We start from the raw sequence: 19,496 nt of genomic DNA, 5'->3' as shown, positions 1-19,496 counted from the left end.
GCTCACATGAGTAAAGGAGCTTGGTTGCGCAGGAAAGTTAGCGGTCTCATCGCGGGAAGCATGCTGCTCGCGCTCGTCAGTCCGGCTCAGTATGCTGGTGCGGCTGTCTTACAGACTGCGATTACGAAGAAAATCGATTCGACTACCTTCACAGCGAACAATATGGTTGTAAATGGAAATGCATCTCTATTAACGGGAAGTGGAGCAGGGAATGGCGCGATCATTATGTCTGGTAACAATGGTCGTGGATCTGTCTTTACGAAGCAGCCAGTAACGATGTCGAACGATAAACGCTTCAATATGTACGCTGTTGTTAATTCGATCGGTGGTTCGTTTGGAGGAAGTCCGTATTATTTAGACACGGGCTATGCCTTCGTGCTTCAAACTAATGGTGTTTCATCGCTCGGAAGCAACAATAACGGCTTCGGTGCAGATGGAATCGGCAATAGCATCGCTGTAATCGTAGATGCGAGTGCGAATATGCTCCGCATCCGTAAGGATGGCTCTACCACCGATGCCGCCTCCGCACCGATCACACAGTTTGCGAGCTCCTATTCGACTCAGTCGGATGTGCAGAAGCATCTGTGGGTAGATTATGACGGGTCTTCTCTGAATGTATATATCAGTGGCTCTACGGTTCGGCCTACGACACCTGATTTGAGTTATCCCATAAGCTCAGATCAATTGCTTCCTTCTAACACAGTATATGCCGGCTTTAGCGCTTCGCATAATAAATACTACTATAACCCTGGCAGGCATATACTTAATACCTTTTACTTTAATGCGCACGACGTTGCGAATGTAGGCGCTATTTATCCAGAGAATGCCTACGAGCAGCTGCGTCCGAGTGTTGCAGCCGTTACGATACCTTCAAGCAGTACATATCTGACTGGATCCAGTATATCCTTTTCAGTGAGGTTCACTGAGGTCGTCACGGTGACAAGCAACCCAAGTATACAGCTGACAATAGGCTCGCAATCGAGACATGCTTATTACCAATCCGGTTCAAACTCAGACACACTGTTGTTCGGCTATTCGGTGCAAAGCAGCGATTTGGATACGGATGGGATTGCAATAGCTCCTACACTAGCTATGAATCTAGGAACCTTAAGGGACGTGTACGGCAAAGATGCGGACCTCACTCTGAATGGAGTCGGCAGCACTGCTGGAATCCTCGTAGGGAGCGTGCCGCAATATCATATCATCTATGATGGCAACGGTCATAGTGGAGGCAGTGTGCCTGCGAGTCCGACAAGCTATAATGAGAATACCAGCATTACCGTACCGGGTAACTCTGGACTGTTGGATAGAGCGAACTACACGTTCGCAGGCTGGAATACAGCCTCAGATGGCAGCGGTACTTCGTATTCCGAGGGCAATCAGTTTGTACTAACGGGCCACATTACACTGTACGCTCAGTGGACGCTGAACAGCTACACGGTGAGCTTCGACTCGCAAGGCGGCTCGACGGTAGCGAGTCAGACGGTGACGCATGGTGGGTATGCGACGATGCCAACGGTCCCTGTGAAGGCAGGGTACAGCTTCGATGGTTGGTATACGGATTCGTCCTTGACCACACCGCATCAGTTCTCGACTACGGCGATTCTGGGCGTGTCCACGCTGTACGCGAAGTGGACGCTGAACAGCTACACGGTCAGCTTCGATTCGCAAGGCGGCTCGGCAGTAGCGAGTCAGACGGTGACGCATGGTGGGTATGCGACGATGCCAACGCCCCCTGTGAAGGCAGGCTACAGCTTCGATGGTTGGTATACGGATTCGTCCTTGACCACACCGCACCAGTTCTCGACTACAGCGATTCTAGGCGTGTCCACGCTGTACGCGAAGTGGACGCTGAACAGCTACACGGTCAGCTTCGATTCGCAAGGCGGCTCGACGGTAGCGAGTCAGACGGTGACGCATGGCGGGTATGCGACGATGCCAACGGCCCCTGTGAAGGCAGGCTATAGCTTCGACGGTTGGTATACGGATTCGTCCTTGACCACACCGCACCAGTTCTCGACTACGGCGATTCTGGGCGTGTCGACGCTGTACGCCAAGTGGGCGCTGAACAGCTACACGGTCAGCTTCGACTCGCAAGGCGGCTCGGCAGTAGCGAGTCAGACGGTGTCGCATGGCGGGTATGCGACGATGCCAACGGCCCCTGAGAGGACAGGGTACAGCTTCGATGGTTGGTATACGGATTCGTCCTTGACCACACCGCACCAGTTCTCGACTACGGCGATTCTGGGCGTGTCGACGCTGTATGCCAAGTGGGCGCTCAACAGCTACGCGGTCAGCTTCGACTCGCAAGGCGGCTCGGCGGTAGCGAGTCAGACGGTGTCGCATGGCGGGTATGCGACGATGCCAGCAGCCCCTGTGAAGGCAGGCTATAGCTTCGATGGTTGGTATACGGATTCGTCCTTGACCACACCGCACCAGTTCTCGACTACGACGATTCTGGGCGTGTCCACGCTGTACGCGAAGTGGACGCTGAACAGCTACGCGGTCAGCTTTGACTCGCAAGGCGGCTCGACGGTAGCGAGTCAGACGGTGACGCATGGCGGGTATGCGACGATGCCAACGGCCCCAGTGAAGGCATGGTACAGCTTCGATGGTTGGTATACGGATTCGTCCTTGACCATACCGCACCAGTTCTCGACTACGGCGATTCTGGGCGTGTCGACGCTGTATGCCAAGTGGGCGCTCAACAGCTACACGGTCAGCTTCGACTCGCAAGGCGGCTCGACGGTAGCGAGTCAGACGGTGACGCATGGCGGGTATGCGACGATGCCAGCAGCCCCTGTGAAGGCAGGCTATAGCTTCGACGGTTGGTATACGGATTCGTCCTTGACCACATCGCATCAGTTCTCGACTACAACGATCCTGGGTGTGTCGACGCTGTACGCCAAGTGGACGCTGAACAGCTACACGGTGAGCTTCGATTCGCAAGGCGGCTCGGCGGTAGCGAGTCAGACGGTGATGCATGGTGGGTATGCGACGATGCCAGCAGCCCCTGTGAAGGCAGGCTATAGCTTCGACGGTTGGTATACGGATTCGTCCTTGACCACACCGCACCAGTTCTCGACTACGACGATCCTGGGCGTGTCGACGCTGTACGCGAAGTGGACGCTGAACAGCTACGCGGTCAGCTTCGACTCACAAGGCGGCTCGGCAGTAGCGAGTCAGACGGTGTCGCATGGCGGGTATGCGACGATGCCAACGCCCCCTGTGAAGGCAGGGTACAGCTTCGATGGTTGGTATACGGATTCGTCCTTGACCACACCGCACCAGTTCTCGACTACAGCGATTCTGGGCGTGTCGACGCTGTACGCGAAGTGGACGTTGAACAGCTACACGGTCAGCTTCGACTCGCAAGGCGGCTCGGCGGTAGCGAGTCAGACGGTGACGCATAATGCGTATGCTATGATGCCAACGGCCCCTGTGAAGGCAGGCTATAGCTTCGATGGCTGGTATACGGATTCGTCCTTGACCATACCGCATCAGTTCACGACGATGCCGATACTCGGCACTACAACACTGTATGTTAAGTGGACGGTTCTCCCTCTGTTGCTGCCATCCTTGCAATCGATCAACTCGGGAGATACGGTCGTAACGTTTAGCTGGAATCCAGTGGCTCATGCTACCAGCTATGATATTTACCAAAGCACAGTCTCCGGACAGCTTCCACTGCTCCCAACCGCAACCGTGAGCGGCAGTGTGTATATGTATCAAGCGACGGGCTTAACGAACGGAACGACGTATTACTATAGCATTGTAGCGAATCACGCCGCGGGCTCCAGCAATCTATCTAACGAGCTGAGCGCCACGCCGCAGGTGCCTGCACCTGGTGCGCCTGTGCTGCAGACGGCAGTTCATGGCGATGCCGAGGTATCGCTCACTTGGAGTCCCGTCGCAGGATCAACGGGATATGCGATATACACCAGCGTGAGCTCCGCTACATACGGGACTCAGGCACTTACCGTCGGAGCATCGGTGTACTCGGCTACCGTATCTGGCTTGACGAACGGTACAACCTATTACTTCGTCGTGACAGCGGTCAACCCGGGCGGTGAGAGCGGGTTATCGAATCAGGTAAGCGCGACGCCGAAAACCGTTCCGGCCGCTCCGACAGGGGTCAGCGCTGTACGCGCAGGGGAGAGAAGTGTAACCATCTCCTTCACGCCGGCAGGTGACGGAGGAAGTGCGATCACGAGCTATGTAGTGACGGCATCACCAGGGAATAAGGAAGTGACCGGAGCCGCAAGTCCGCTCACGTTGACAGATTTGCCATACGGTACGTATACCTTTACTGTCAAGGCGTTGAACAGTGAGGGAACGAGCAGTGGGTCGCTAGCCTCGAACACCGTCCTGCTGGACGAATATGTTTCATCAGGCCCGGCACCTATTACGGCTCCAGAGAAGAATGAAGCGACTGTAGCGAAGGTGCTGGTCAACGGCAAGGAAGAGTCGGCAGGGATCATGACGACGACGAAGCAAAAGGATCAAGTGGTTACGACGGTTGTGCTTGACCAGAAGAAGCTGGAGGACCGACTCGCCGCTGAAGGACAGCAGGCCGTCATTACGATTCCCGTGCTGGAGAAGTCCGATGTCACAATCGGCGAGCTGAACGGCCAGACGGTGAAGGCGTTGGAGCAGAAGCAGGCGGTTGTAGAGCTGAAGACGAGCCATGCGACGTATAAGCTTCCTGCTCAGCAGATTAACATTAACTCCTTGTCCCAGAAGTTAGGTCGTACACTTGCTCTGCAGGACATCAAGATCCAGATTGAGATTGCAGCCTCTCCCGCAACGACAACGAAGCGGGTAGAACAATCAGCAGCGGAGGGACCGTTCACCCTTGTAGCTCCTCCTGTTGACTTCCATGTGCGCGGCGTTGTAGGCAACCAGTCTATAGAGGTTGATACATTCAATAGCTACGTGGAGCGCTCCATTGTGTTGCCGCAGGGCGTAGATCCAGCGAAGGTAACAACAAGTATTGTGGTAGAAGCAGATGGAACGGTGCGTCATGTGCCGACGAAGGTTACGAAGGTGGATGGAGCATACTACGCTGTCGTGAACAGCTTCTCGAACAGCACGTACTCCGTGATCTGGAATCCGAAGCAGTTCAGTGACGTAGAGAAGCACTGGGCGAAGTCCGCGGTCAATGACATGGGCTCCCGACTCGTGATCAATGGCGTAAGTGAAGGTGCGTTCGCGCCAGATCAGTCCATTACACGTGCAGAGCTGGCAGCCATTCTGGTGCGGAGCCTCGGCTTGAAGCTCGAGACCGGCTCAGCTCCGTTCACGGACGTGGCCGACAGTGACTGGTTCCACAGCGCGGTGAAGACGGCTCATAGCTCGGGATTGATCAGCGGCTATGAGGACGGCACCTTCCGTCCGGCAGACTTGGTAACACGCGAGCAAGCGATGACGATGCTGGCGAAGGCGATGAGCATGACGAAGCTGCAGTCCAAGCTTGGCACGAAGACGGCGGATGACCTTCTGAAGCCGTACGCTGATAGCGAGTCTGCATCGGCTTGGGCGCTCGCAGCCATTGCCGATTGCTTGCAGGCAGGGCTTGTCTCCGGACGCAGCAGCACAGAGTTGGCTCCGCAGGCAACGATGACTCGAGCTGAGGTCGCGGCGATCGTACAGCGACTGCTGCAGAAGTCAGAGCTGATTTAATACCATAAGCAAGGGCCTTGCTATTACCGCGATGGAGCGGTGACAGCAGGCCCTTGTTTTTTGTCTTGCGCTACGGCAAGCAAGTACACACCCGCTCGCCTGGTCGCAGCAAGTAGGGGCGCTCTACCGAGCAGATGTTGCCGCGCTTGCGCTTGGCGGCGGCGACGAAGGGCTAGGTCGACCGCTTCTGCTATGAACTCGCCAGGCGGCTCCTTGCAGGTGAGGTCATAGCAGAAGCTGATCAGCCCTACCGGATGGTCTCCAATGAGTAGGCGAGCCCCAACGGCAGCGCGGTGAGCTTGGGATAACCGAGCTTCCGGTCATAGCGTAAATGATTAATCCGTAGACTAAGTATCGGATAATAATTTACATATAATGTAAATTATTATCGAATTATGACGAATTGCAGTGTATGCTGAATCACAGTGTATGCGCCGGGGCACCCAATCTGTGTGTGACAATTTGTCTGTATAACCGTATAGACGGGCAATTCAGAGCGTTCTCAGCGAAATGAATACTGCCTGCATCGATTGCATAATGCATTCTCAGCGAAATGAATACTGCTGCGTTGATTGCATAATGCGTTCCAAGCGTATCTGTTATATGGTGGAGCTAGCAACACGACATCAATAGCTTAACAGAGACGGGAAGGAGTCTGAGGCATGGACCATTATGAACCATCATCCTTCTGCAACCGGCTACAGTCCGTTGGGCGAATACTGGAGCTCGAAGGGTGGCACGTATGGTGCTGCTCCCCGATCGAGACTCCGGATGGGAAGATACATGTGTTCTTCTCCCGGTGGCCACTTGCGACGGAGCATGATGGATGGCTGACCCATAGTGAGATCGCCCACGCGGTTGCGGAGCATCCCGAAGGCCCGTATGAAGTGACCGGTACAGTGCTGAAGGGCAGGGGAGGTCGGCATTGGGATGCGGCTACGATTCATAATCCAACGGTGCATCAGGTTGGGGGCCGCTATGCGATGCTATATATAGGCAATCGTGACGGAACCGCTGCCACTCAGCGCATTGGACTGGCTATGGCCGATACGATAGAGGGGCCCTGGGAGAGGGTCGGGGATGAACCGATTCTCGATGTGAGTCCGGTGCGAACGGATTGGGACAGCTATTTGACGACGAATCCAGCGCTGCTGCTTCATCCGAACGGGCAATTCTGGTTGTATTACAAGGCGTGGGACACGTACAATGACCATATGCGAAAAATGGGGCTCGCGATCGCGGACCACATTGAAGGTCCGTATACGAGGGTGGCGTACAATCCGATCGTCGATTTCTCCTCATGTGGGTCTCAGGTTGAGGATGCTTATGTATTTATCGAGGACGGGCAGTATCATATGGTGATGCGCGATATGGGAGTGATCTCAGATCGAACTGGATTGTACTTGCGGTCGGAGGACGGCATTCACTGGTCCAGCCCCATGCTAGGGTATCATGCGAGCAATCGTTACTTCGCTGGACCGATCGAGCGATTCGAACGTCCTCAAGTGCTGGTACGGGACGGGAAGCCGGCTTATCTCTTTCTTGCGCTGATGGGAGGGAGGTATGGGACATCTAGTGGGGCCATATTGAAGATTGTGGAGGAGGAGAGATAGGTGTCGAACAGGAAGCCGAATATTGTGTTCATTCTGACGGATGATCAAGGAGCATGGGCGATGGGCTGTGCGGGTAATCGGGATATACATACGCCTCATCTGGACCGGTTGGCAGACAGAGGCATCCGGTTCACCAACTTCTTCTGCGCATCCCCGGTCTGTTCGCCGGCACGCGCATCTATATGGACAGGGAATATGCCATCCCGGCATGGGGTTCATGATTGGATACGGTCTGGCAATATCGATCGGGAGCTTCTGCCTGATTCGATGCGCGACCTCAAGGCATATGCCGAGGAGGACAGAGCCATTGACTATTTGGCAGGACAGCTTACCTTCCCTGAGGTGCTGGCGGACAACGGGTATGTATGCGGTCTGAGCGGCAAGTGGCACTTGGGTGATAACTTCCGACCGAGCAAAGGATTCTCCCATTGGTCTGCTCTCGGGCGCGGCGGGTGCGGCTATTATGAGGCGGACTTTGTGAGGAATGGGGATATCGTAACGGAGGATCGGTATGTTACGAACGTCATTACAGAGGATGCGCTGCAATTTGTACATGAACGAGCATCGGACGGGAGGCCGTTCTACTTAAGTGTTCACTATACGGCACCGCATACGCCGTGGGAACGTAATCAGCATCCTGCACCGTATTTTCGTATGTATGAGGATTGTAAGTTCGAGCATTTTCCCGATGAGCCGATTCATCCTGATCAAATCAATTCGTGCAGCTTCGGAACCGGAGAGGCAAGGCGCGAGCTGCTCAAGGGTTACTGTGCCGCCATTACCGCAATGGACGAGGATGTTGGTCGACTTATGGATGCACTGGAGAAGCAGGGACTTCGAGACCATACGCTCGTCATTTTTACAAGCGATAATGGGATGAATACGGGGCATCACGGAATCTGGGGCAAGGGTAACGGAACATTCCCCCAGAATATGTACGATACGTCGGTGAAGGTTCCCTTCCTTGTGAGTCGCCCCGGCACCGTGCCGGAGGGTATCGTAAGTGACGAGCTATTGAGCCATTATGATGTGATGCCGACATTGCTTGATTATGTGGGGATTGGTCACAGGATGGAAGCTTCCGCTCCGGGGACCAGCTTTGCACCGCTGCTGCGGGGAGAGAGACTGGCAGGTAGTGAGCAAGTGGTCGTGTGCGACGAATACGGACCCGTTCGAATGATTCGTAATCGCGAATGGAAGTATGTCCACCGGTATCCGTACGGTCCGCATGAGCTGTACCATCTAGCGCTTGACCCCGGCGAGACACATAATCTGATCGATGCTCCTGAGCTGCAAGAGAAGGTGGCAGAGATGCGGAGATCATTATCCGAATGGTTTCTTCGTCACACCGATCCGCAGAAGGATGGTACGAAGGAGCCTGTTACCGGTAAGGGGCAGGGCGGATTGGTCGGAGCTGGGCAGAATGTATTCTATAACGATTGGAAGAAGCAGAGCTAGATTTAACGAGCAAGAGCAAGCTATGCTGAAGATAGCCTGCTCTTCTTTATTGTTTTAACGGAGGGGGGGCTAGGCCTAAGCTTGTTATCCCTCTTTTGTAACTCTGAACCCTCTAACGATTAACCAAACTGCGAGTATCATCTCAGTCGCGAATACGGGTAAGGCTAATAGTCCGCCCCAAACCGAAAGCTGTGAAATAACCCCAAACATTTCAAGCAATGATGCTATGAAAATGGAAATAGATCCAATTAAACCTAAGATGGAGATGGAGCGAGGGACAATCTTCGTTTTGTAAAATAGATAGCTGTACATGAATGTGTTGATGCCAAGAAAGAAATTGGGTCCGAGCATAAATGTCCAGTCATGAGCTCCTTTTAGCATCGCTCCAGTTGCTTCTATAGAAGCGACATCCACAGATGGTGAGCTCGTTAAGTGCTGACTCAGCGAAAGTAAAGACAGGACGCTAACAATGCCTATAATAATGACGACTGCTTCCATAAATCGAAAACAAAGATGCCAAAGAGCGATCGTCACATTGTACTTTTGTAGAACAGGAAACATCGTAGACGCAGTACCTATTGCTGAAACAACCAAAATCAGTTCGAATAGAGCTCCGAGAACGATTTGGTCCTTATACTTCACGCCATCTATGAGGTAGTTCGGGTTGTTCAGTACAGGATCGTATAGAAGAAGCCCCAAAATAGCGGAAACAGCAGCAAGCAAAAATAAAACTCCTGTAATTGTAGACGTTGCTCGAATGGAAAACATATTAACTCTCCTCCTCGTTATGACTCCCATAGTAGAAAACCTCTTCTATCGATAAATTAAATGCATGGGCAATGCGAAAAGCCAGTTCTAATGAAGGAGAGTAGTTCCCCTTCTCTAGCGCCAAAATGGTTTGTCTTGTTACACCTACCTTGTCGGCCAATTGCTGTTGTGTCATTTCGTTGTGATTAAATCGCAATGTTCGGATGTGGTTGCCAACAAGTATCTTGCTCATATTAAACTCCACTCCTGTAGTGATAAAGTCTGGATAAAGAGCCTGCTATGTCAGAGATGAATCCAGAAACGATAAGAATCATGAACATCAAATTGATATTTTCCTGCATAACAAGCGAACCCATCGAAATGAGAAAACCAAGAATAAAAATAAAGAAAGAATTTCGAAAAGCTTTTAATTCAATATGTTTATCCATCTCATCTGCAAAATGGGGTTCCTTCTCCCCTGTTGTGACTCGAAAAAAGATAGTAAACACGATGCTGATGACAATATGCGCACCGATCGAAACAACAGTCAGCACAAGCACAAACGATCCCCAATATTCAAGTGGTTCACCTTCGGGAAATTGTCTGTACTTGATCATGCAGTAAGTAATGAAAATAAAAATGGAGCTCACTAACGAAACAATGCTTTTTTTCTCCTGATAGGTCATGCTTACCTACCACCTCCTGCATGTAATGTAAAGATTACTATATACAATGTAAAGTAAACCATATAGAATGTCAAGTTTCTTTTACATTGATCGCTATAGCTTGGGCATTCGGTTTACATGTGACTAGTCTGAACGTTCGGAAAATGAAAAAGAGGCCGGATCACAACTTGTGATCACGACCTTGTATATCACCCCGACCTCAACTCAAGGCACGCGCACGATGCGCGGGTCGGTGAAGATGTCCAGCTCGTCCCGGCTCGTACTGGAGAACTCCGACACGACCGCCCCTTCCGGCCCGGCCTGAAACCAATGCAGCGTATCAGGCTCAATGGTGTATTGATCTCCCGGCGCGAGCACGAGCTCGTGGAAGACGGTGTAATACGGCTTGCTCTCGTCGGGTACCTGTGCGTGCAGCGTCGGCGCGGCATCGCCCTCGACATATAAGTATACCGTTCCGCTGCGGCAGCGGAACGTCTCTCGCTTCCCAGGGTCCGCGCCGACTGGCGGATGGCGATGCTCCGGGCACGTCTGTCCTGGGAACAATACGAGCTCTTTCGCACAATACCGGTCGTTGTTGACGTACGTGATGAGCTGCAAGCCTTCCTGCTTCAGTCGCTTCAGGCCGAAGTCGGCGATCTCCAACTGCTCGGCTTCAGCGGGGGTCAAGATGATCCCGGCCTGCTGTAGCATCTGATGTGCTCTCTCTCTTGCTTCCTGTGAACTTATGCTCTTCATTCCAATTCCCATCCTCTCATGAACTATGGCGGGCCGCTCTTGCTGCTCATTGTATGCGCTGTCAATATTACGAATTCCACACGGAGGGTAAGACCTCCTGCTTCGTGTAATCATTTTCTCATACAATAACTTAATGAGATTATGTTCCGATAAAATATACAAAATCAATTATTATAGGAATTATGTATTGATAATTTGGATTCTTGTGATAAAATAAACTCAATTCCAAGTTTGAAAACGCTTAACTCATAATCGGGAGTGACAATTGAGCGTTATGGAGGGGGGCTTGATGTAGTTCTGATACAAGGTCGTACTTAAGCAGTAGGAATGCAATTCATAATAAGGGAGAGTTGAACATGATATTGAGCAGGAAGCTGAAGCAAACGCTGACCAGCGTGTTATGTATGCTGTTGATCGTTACCTCTGTCATCATGCCTGGCAGCTTGGGGTATGCTGCGACTTCGGAGGATGAATTACCGGAGAACATTCGTATCGACAAGGCTGATTTCGATACGATCACAGAGACGGCGGCTTATTACAAGTCGCAATTCGGAGACGATGCAGTTCAATATTTCAACAGTATCAATGGCGAGAGCCGGATTAAACGAATTAACTTCCTGCAATATCCGGAAGGACAGTACTTGCAGGTAAATGGTGAAGTGATCATCGACATTCCGGCTCGCGACGCTCGGATCTGGAGATTGTTCAACGATGTGCGGTTCGAGGGCTCTGTTGCACAAACGATGGAGCTGTATGTCATCGACCCGAATGGTGTCGAGACGAAGTGGACCGTATTCCAGAATGGCGGCTGGAAGGACGGGATTACAGGTCTGTACACGAACTACACGAAGATGAGCTTCCAGGAATCGAATCCGACGGAAAGCATTATGAAGCCATGGCTGGTCAAGGATCAGAACGGTAACTTACGGTATGACGGCTACAAGATGAAGATCGTCGGCAACGGTACGCTGCGAAGCATCTATCACTGGGAAGAGCAAGGCGTTCCGCTGCAATTCGATACGGCGGCTTGGACCGTATTAGGCGGCGACCGGGACATTCTGAACGTCACCGCTGATGTGTATGCGCTTACGAATCTGAGCATGAATGGCGTGCACAAGCTGCCTGAGGATGTATTCAAGCGCTACCATGTGAACAGTGGTCCGATCGGTGTCGAGCAATCGAGCGGCAGCGTCACACTTCTCGATGAAGCGTATCATAAGGCGACGAACGACTGGGGCTTCATACCAGGACGGGGTGCGTTCCACTATAAGCTGATGACGGAAAATGCCGGCTTGAAGGAGGACGCTGCACGTCCGGGGTATGCGGATTTCACAGAGACGAACAAGGTGTACGCGAGAAGCCAGGAAGCGATTGATAAGTTCGACAGTCTGTATGCTACCGTTGGCAAGGATTATGTCCTGACCTTGGACGGATGGCCAAGATGGATGTGGGCCGATCCGAACTCGAAGGAGTCGGAGCACTTCGGAACACCCTCGTATGCGAACTTCGATGCGGCTGCCGATTCTGCAGCGAAGCTGATCAAGAGCATCGACACGCGCTTCGACGGCAGAGGACCGAAGTATGTGGAGGTGAAGAACGAATCGACGATTCCGCAGGAATGGTGGTTCTTCTTGACTCATCCGAATCAAGCTTGGGACTACTTGTCCGAATTCCACAATAAGGTTGCAACCGCTGTCAAGGCGGAGAATCCGGATGTTCTGGTCGGAGGACCGAGCAGCGCGTTCATGTACTTCGAGAAGAAGGGCTTCGATGAAGCGAGAGCGCAGTTGAAGTTCATGGACGATACGAAGGATACGCTCGACTGGTACTCGCACCACTTCTACGAGAATGCGAACTTAATTATGCACGACCAAGAGAGCAATCCGAAGGGCTTCCTGAACGGAAGAATGGAAGCCGTGCTTGACCTGCTTAACGCGCATATGGTGAATACGAACAATGTGAAGCCGATCTACATTACGGAGGAAGGCACGTACAACACAGGCGGTACGGACATTGACTATTACCAGAACCTGATTGCCTTCAATGGCTACATGCAGCGCTTCATGAACTATTCCGATTCGATCGGCATGCTCGTACCGTATCTGTATCCGATCATCAACTGGAGACCGAATTCGAACCAGACCTTCTATAAGTACAATGAGACGAAGAATGGTCTGATGGAAGAGATGACGCCTCTCGAAGCGTATGTCGATATGTGGAAGGACTATCGCGGTGCCTACCTACCGTCTGAAGCGGACAACGAGCGCGTATTCACGAATGCGGTCCGCTACAATGATAAGGTCTATGTGGCCGTGCACAATCTGAACGCGCAGCGCGTCAATCTCGACCTTAACGTACTTGCAGGAAACGCTAACATTGCAGACGTCAAGAGAAAGCACTTCTATCTGGAAAAAGGGAAGCTGACGTACGAGGAAGAACACGTCGCGGACTTGAACAATGTGTACATGCGTGTTCAAGAAATGAGCGTCTTCGAAATTACACTTGACAGCAACCCGTCATTCACGAAGACGTGGGAGCGCAAGTTTGACTACGCACCGCAGGAGCTGGTGCCGACAAGCGAAGCAGCTCCGCTTGAGTTCACAGTCGCAGCGTCCACGACTAACCTTGCGAAATCGACCTTGCGTGTAGGCTTCGGTAAGGATGGAAGCGGCTTTACGACAGACATGGCTGTCGAGGTGAACCCAGGCAGCGGCTCTGACGCTCAAAGCTTCACCAAGGATCTCGAGTTCACGAATAAGTCAGGAGACATTCTGACGTTCACCGAGTTCGAGCTCGATCCGGCCAAGGTACAGTCGAACAATACGATTCAGATTACGATTCCTGAGAATGGCGGACATATAACTAGCGTGCAGCTCATCAATTACTATGAGCAGGCAGCTCCGACAGGCACAGCAACGACATCGCTCGCACAGCCGATCGCGAATGCGAAGGCGAAGCTCCAGGCTGCGGTCGTGTCGAAGACAGGCGCAGAGCTGTCGGTCGGCCAGAAGTGGGTGATGAAGCACATTCACAACACGCTCAATATCGAGCTGACGAAGGCGGATATCGTGAAGAACGATGCATTAGCAACTGCAGATGAGATCGCTTTGGTACAGAGCAATTTGGCTACAGCGGTGGCGATTTTCGATAAATATACGAAGACGAAAGGCTCGTCGGTCGGTATTACTGGTGCCCTCTTCTCCTTCGAGGATGGAGAGCCGATCAGCTATGCCGCTAACGGTTCAGGCTTGACGTTAACTCGTGGCACAGACGGTGTAACGAAGGGCTCGAAGGCGCTGAAGGCGGAGTTCACACAATTCACCTCCTATGCGTGGGATTCGAGTGGTAAGTATTCGGCTAACCTCGACTTTGCCGCAACGGACGAGGGCTGGAATCTGGAAGGCAAGCCGATCAAGTTCGATGTGAAAAATATGGAAAATGCTGCTGCACAGGTACGTGTCGAAATTGTCGACGGCTCCTCTAACAAAGGCACGTATTACTTCGCTGTAGCACCGAACACGTCGCGCAATATCTCGATCTCGGAGTTTGGCGTATCGGCGGCAAGCTGGCAGACCGATGGGAATTTCCCGAGAAATGCGGCGATCGATACGACCAATATTAAATTAGTTCGCTTCTATGTATTCGCGCCAACGGCAGCTCCGCTGACGAAGGCAACGATTACATTAGACAACGTGATGCTTGGCAACGTTCAGACAGGTCCAGCGCCAGGTCCTGATCCAGCACCGGGTACGATTACGTCCTTCGAGGACGGGGAAGCGGTTCAGTATACGTATAACAATCAGGCGATGACGGTAACAAGAGGTGCAGAGGGAGCTACGCACGGCTCGAAGGCACTGAAGGTCGATTTCAACCAATTCACGGCTTACACTTGGGATACGAGCGGTAAATATTCGGGCAATGTTGACTTTACAGCTCCGGCCGAGGGCTGGAATCTGGGCGGCAAGCCATTCAAGCTCGATGTGAAAAGCTTCGAAAACGTCGCCACCCAGCTGCGCGTTGAAATCGCCGATATCGCAGGCAATAAAGGCACGTATTATTTCGCCATCGCGCCGAACGCGTCGCGGAATATCTCGATCTCGGAGTTCGGCGTAACGGCTGCAAGCTGGCAGACGGATGGATATTACGCGAGATCAGCAGCGATCGATACGACGAAGCTCAAGTCTGTCAAGCTGTATGTATTCGCGCCGAATGCTGCACCGCTGACGAAGGCGACACTTGCCTTCGATGCGATTACGCTTGCGAATGCAGCTACAACACCACCAGTAACGCCTGTGCTGGGGACGGCGAATCAGACGGTCAAGGCGGGGACTACGTTCAAGGTGCCTGTTACATTGAAGAATGTGAAGGACCTCGGCCGATTGAAGGCTACCGTACAGTACGATTCGAATGTACTGACACTAGCGGGCGTAACGTTCACGAACGAGCTGCCAACCGTTCAATCGAACGATACGGTTCCAGGCAAGGTGACGTTCGACGGCGTCAATGCAGCAGGTCTTACGTCTGCCGACGCAACGATTGCCGAGCTGACATTCACAGCGAAGTCCGGTATTACGCAGGATGTGACGGCTGCCATCACCATTACAGGCATCGAGGCCAATACGAAGACCGAGGTGCCTTATGCGATGACAGCACAGACGGGTACGATTACCGTCACTGTAGCTCTGACGCCGGGCGATGTGAACGATGACGGCAAGGTTGACGGACTGGATGCGCTGAAGCTGATGAGACATCTGGCGAATCTCGCGACGTTAACGACGGCTCAAGTAACCGCTGCCGACTATGACGGCGATGGCGTGTTAACGGCATCGGATGCGTTGAAGATGCTGAAGAAGAGTGTAGGCTTAATCCAATAATCGAGTAGGGGCGCTTCGCGCTGTGCATGTCGCAGTGCGAAGCGTTTTTAATAGGAAGGACATGCGCAATACCTTAAGATTTTAGCAATATGAAATTAAAATATTCGTACAGGCGAACGCCCGATAACAGGTATACTAGGCTTGTAATTAATGGGACGGTGTTTCGATTTCTTGGACATGCTGATGTAACCGTTCCCACGGCGAGTGACTGCGCGAAGTACGTTCGCCGGCTGCTCGTACACAAGCATTATTGAATACTAGAAGGAGGCAGGTTATCCCAATGAGGATTATACGCAGTACGGAGAACAAGACGAGCACTAGCAGAGGCACAACAGGGAAGCGATGGACATCGGCTATGCTTTCCATGGCGATGGTAATGGGACTTGCAGCAGCTCCAGCCTACGGGATGGAGGGGCAGTCAGGCTCGACTGGCGGGAGCGTATCCAACGTGCAGACGACGGCGGGGAGCTTTCCAGGACTTGATTTTGAGAGCGGTGTCATTCCATCGTTCGTTAAGGGTGGAGACGCGACGCTATCGATCGTTGACAGTACGAACGGGTCCAAGGGGCTTAAGGTCGATTATAAGGCGGCTGATTTCCCTACGGTTAAGTTTACAGCGGAGACGCCATGGAGCTTCGGCGGCGGTGCGCTGGCGTTCGAGGTGACGAACCCGACGAATGAGCCGGTCGTCTTCTTCCTGCGAGTCGATGACGACAAGACTGCGGACGGTGTTAAGCATTCCACGGTCAGTACAGGCACATCCGTGAAGGCGAACTCGACGTCTAAGTTCTATATGAGCTTCGGCTCCAACGCGCTTGATCTCGGGATGCGCTTCTTACCGCCTAATCCAGCAGGCAACCAGCTCGGCTATGGCTGGGGGGAGAAGTCGCTGAATGCGAGTAACATCGTTGAATTCCAAATTTGGCAAATGTACGCGAAGAAGCCGTCGACGTTGATATTCGATAACATCAAGGTTATTCCTGACCCAAGCTCCGATCTGAGCTATCTGGACGGTCTGGTGGATAAGTACGGGCAATACACAGGCATAGACTGGGGGGGCAAGGTCAAGTCTGATCAAGACCTCGTGAACTATAAGCTGCAGGAAGCTCAGCAGCTGGCATCCTCGCAGCCTCCGCTTGCGACTAGCAAATATGGCGGCTGGCTGAACGGTCCGAAGCTGGAAGGAACCGGTCACTTCCGGGTGACGAAGCATGAAGGGAAATGGACGCTTGTCGATCCGGAGGGCTACTTGTTCTTCTCCACGGGACTTGACATCGCGCGTCTTCCCGACATGATGACGTGGATCTCCGGCAGAGAGAACATGTTCGAGGACGTTCCGGCGAAGGACGGTCCGCTCGGTGACCATTACGACTACACGACCTTTGTAGCGAGAGCACCGCTGGGACAGACCGAAGGGTGGCTGTTCAACCATTATGCAGCTAATCTCGAGCGCAAGTACGGCGATGATTACAAGAACGAGTGGAGAGCTTCGTCGGTGGCTCGTTTCAAGAATTGGGGCTTCAACTCGCTGGGCAACTGGTCGGACCCCGAGCTGTACTTCGGCAAGGGTAATGAGACGAAGCTCGCATATGTGGCGAACGGCTGGACACATGTCGGCACACATGCGAAGATCGGTCCGTTCCCGGATGTATTCGATCCAGAGTATAAGAACAGCGTGGAGAAGATGGTTCAGGACCAGATTCTCGCCTATGGCGTTGCGAATGATGAGTGGATGCTCGGCGTCTATATCGACAATGAGATGGAGTGGGGCAATCCGCGTGCCGTACAGAGCAAGTATTCATTGATCAGTCATATTCTGGAGACAGATGCGACGCTAAGCACGAGCTATGCGAAGAAGGCGATGCTCGCGCACCTGAAGGCTACGTACCAGGATAGCATCGCTTCCTTGAACGCGAAGTGGGGGACAAGCTTCGCCTCGTTCGCAGCGATGGAGGCGCCGTATCAGGTCGGTACGATTACAGACGCGATGGTGCCGGACTTCTCGGCGATGCTGAAGCTTGTGGCCGAGCAATATTTTAGCACGGTCGACACAGCGCTCACGGCTGCACTCCCGAATACGCTGTACCTCGGCTCCCGCTTCGCCGAGTGGGGGACGAGCCTTGAGGTGCAGGAGGTTGCAGCGAAGTACGTCGATGTGATCAGCTTCAACATTTATAAGGAAGATGTGGACGGTGAGAACTGGATGCATCTGGAAGCCCTCGATATGCCGACCATTATCGGGGAGTATGCCTTCGCCTCGAATGACAGAGGGATGTTCGGTACAGGTCCGGTTGCCGATACCGCTTCAGCTAATCAGCAGGACCGCGCAGACAAGTATCTCCATTATATGAAAACGGTGCTGAAGAGCCCTTACTTCGTGGGCGCGCACTGGTTCCAATACGTCGACCAGCCGCTACTCGGACGCGCTTGGGATGGCGAGAACTACAACCTCGGCTTCGTCGATGTAACCGATGTGCCATACCCGGCGATGGTCGCTGCGGCGAAGGAGCTGCACGCCAAGGCTTATGATGTGAAGTTCCTTGGACTCGATGATAACGAAGGTCCCGGTGAGACGGGTACTCCGCTGACGATCTCCTTCGAGGCTTCGGAGGATCTGTCGATCGTCTCCGGCTATAAGGGCGCGGTGGTGGAGTATCAGGCACAAGGCGCAACAGACGGTGAGCGTGCGATGAAGGTCAACGTAGGGACGCTGGATACCGACTACGCAGGTGTAACGATCAGTCCATCTGCTCCTTGGAATCTAGGCAAGACGCCTTCCATAACAGCAGATGTGACGAATCCGACGGCGAAGCCGAATCAGGTACGGGTCAATGTGACTGATGCAAGCGGCGCGTTGCGTACGTTCTACTTCGTCGTCGATGCGAATCAATCGCGAGCAATTGTGTTGGATAAGTTTAAGGCTTCTCCTGCAGACTGGGGAGCGACGGAAGGCTTCTGGGGAGCGGAGTCGGGTCTTGATTTCGGCAACATTACGTCGTTGAGCTTCTACTTGTGGGAGGACGCGCCAGAGAGTGGCGACAGCTTCATCATCGATAAGCTGACGCTCTCCCATCTTGTAGCGAATCCGAATCCAAATCCAAATCCGACGAAGCCGTCTATTGCAGCAGCGAATCAGTCGGTAGCGTCCGGTGCTACGTTCAGCGTGCCGGTCACGGTCCGCGATGTGAAGGATCTCGGCCGTCTGAAGGCGACGATCCAATACGATCACAGCTTGCTGACGTTGAAGCAGGTGACGTTCACAGATGCGTTCTCGCTCGTCGAGCGCAACACGTCGACTCCAGGCACCATTGTCTTCGACGGTGTGAAGGAGTCTGGCATTACGGGTACCAGCACGACGGTCGCGACGCTAGAGTTTACGGCTAAGGCAGGTATAACGGAGTCCACTCCAGCTTCAATCAGCTTCGCGAATCTGGAGGGGAACCTCATATCGGAAGCACCGTATGCGTTCACCGCTCAGCCGACAACGATTACGATTGAGAAGCTGGTGGTGGCCGGAGATGTGAACGATGACGGCAAGGTCGACGGACTGGACGCCCTGAAGCTGATGAAGCATCTGGCTAATATGGAGCTGCTGAACGAGAAGCAGACTCAGACGGCCGATTATGACGGTGACGGACAGCTAACGACATCGGACGCCCTCCGTATGCTGAAGAAGAGTGTAGGCTTAATCCAATAATCGA

At 52.9% G+C, this 19,496-nt stretch carries 9 protein-coding genes; 5 read left to right on the top strand and 4 right to left on the bottom strand.

Features of this window, described 5'->3' with window-relative positions; translation table 11 throughout:
* Window positions 1–6: 6 nt before the first annotated feature.
* From PAE68_RS16415 to PAE68_RS16405, 3 genes are all read left to right on the top strand, one after another.
* Window positions 7–5,682 (top strand): InlB B-repeat-containing protein, encoded by a 5,676-nt coding sequence (locus PAE68_RS16415; protein WP_281888705.1) that lies wholly within the window; start codon window positions 7–9, stop codon window positions 5,680–5,682.
* A 662-nt stretch (window positions 5,683–6,344) separates the two neighbouring features.
* Window positions 6,345–7,295 (top strand): glycoside hydrolase family protein, encoded by a 951-nt coding sequence (locus PAE68_RS16410; RefSeq protein WP_281888703.1) that lies wholly within the window; start codon window positions 6,345–6,347, stop codon window positions 7,293–7,295.
* On the top strand, window positions 7,296–8,753 hold the full coding sequence (locus PAE68_RS16405; RefSeq protein ID WP_281888701.1) for a sulfatase family protein: 1,458 nt from the start codon (window positions 7,296–7,298) through the stop codon (window positions 8,751–8,753).
* An 84-nt stretch (window positions 8,754–8,837) separates the two neighbouring features.
* Here PAE68_RS16405 and PAE68_RS16400 read toward each other — a convergent pair whose 3' ends face one another.
* The 4 genes from PAE68_RS16400 to PAE68_RS16385 form a co-directional block, all read right to left on the bottom strand.
* Window positions 8,838–9,521, bottom strand: a complete 684-nt coding sequence (locus PAE68_RS16400) for a DUF4386 domain-containing protein (protein ID WP_281888699.1) — start codon at window positions 9,519–9,521, stop codon at window positions 8,838–8,840.
* Between the two features lies 1 nt (window position 9,522).
* Entirely contained in the window at window positions 9,523–9,753 is a 231-nt protein-coding gene (locus tag PAE68_RS16395) for a helix-turn-helix transcriptional regulator (protein ID WP_281888697.1), read from the bottom strand.
* Between the two features lies 1 nt (window position 9,754).
* On the bottom strand, window positions 9,755–10,186 hold the full coding sequence (locus tag PAE68_RS16390; RefSeq protein ID WP_281888695.1) for a hypothetical protein: 432 nt from the start codon (window positions 10,184–10,186) through the stop codon (window positions 9,755–9,757).
* Window positions 10,187–10,390: 204 nt separating this feature from the next.
* Entirely contained in the window at window positions 10,391–10,921 is a 531-nt protein-coding gene (locus tag PAE68_RS16385; RefSeq protein WP_281888693.1) for a D-lyxose/D-mannose family sugar isomerase, read from the bottom strand.
* A 356-nt stretch (window positions 10,922–11,277) separates the two neighbouring features.
* On the opposite strand from PAE68_RS16385, the gene PAE68_RS16380 reads away from it, so the two are divergent.
* Both PAE68_RS16380 and PAE68_RS16375 read left to right on the top strand, forming a co-directional pair.
* A complete protein-coding gene (locus tag PAE68_RS16380) occupies window positions 11,278–15,795 on the top strand; it encodes a cohesin domain-containing protein (protein WP_281888691.1) in 4,518 nt (1,505 codons plus the stop codon).
* Window positions 15,796–16,075: 280 nt separating this feature from the next.
* The gene (locus PAE68_RS16375; protein WP_281888689.1) at window positions 16,076–19,492 is read left to right on the top strand and encodes a cohesin domain-containing protein; all 3,417 of its coding nucleotides are present in this window, start codon (window positions 16,076–16,078) and stop codon (window positions 19,490–19,492) included.
* Window positions 19,493–19,496: the final 4 nt, after the last annotated feature.

It is taken from the genome of Paenibacillus sp. YYML68 (assembly GCF_027923405.1).
Taxonomy (GTDB): domain Bacteria; phylum Bacillota; class Bacilli; order Paenibacillales; family NBRC-103111; genus Paenibacillus_G.
Note: the sequence above shows the minus strand (reverse complement) of the source record. Positions and strands in the feature narration are given on the sequence as shown.

Excerpts from the sequence above, each read along its gene's own strand:
- PAE68_RS16395 (WP_281888697.1), bottom strand. The coding sequence starts at position 9,753 with ATGAGCAAGATACTTGTTGGCAACCACATCCGAACATTGCGATTTAAT.
- PAE68_RS16375 (WP_281888689.1), top strand. The coding sequence starts at position 16,076 with ATGAGGATTATACGCAGTACGGAGAACAAGACGAGCACTAGCAGAGGC.
- PAE68_RS16380 (WP_281888691.1), top strand. The coding sequence starts at position 11,278 with ATGATATTGAGCAGGAAGCTGAAGCAAACGCTGACCAGCGTGTTATGT.
- PAE68_RS16415 (WP_281888705.1), top strand. The coding sequence starts at position 7 with ATGAGTAAAGGAGCTTGGTTGCGCAGGAAAGTTAGCGGTCTCATCGCG.
- PAE68_RS16410 (WP_281888703.1), top strand. The coding sequence starts at position 6,345 with ATGGACCATTATGAACCATCATCCTTCTGCAACCGGCTACAGTCCGTT.
- PAE68_RS16385 (WP_281888693.1), bottom strand. The coding sequence starts at position 10,921 with ATGAAGAGCATAAGTTCACAGGAAGCAAGAGAGAGAGCACATCAGATG.
- PAE68_RS16390 (WP_281888695.1), bottom strand. The coding sequence starts at position 10,186 with ATGACCTATCAGGAGAAAAAAAGCATTGTTTCGTTAGTGAGCTCCATT.
- PAE68_RS16400 (WP_281888699.1), bottom strand. The coding sequence starts at position 9,521 with ATGTTTTCCATTCGAGCAACGTCTACAATTACAGGAGTTTTATTTTTG.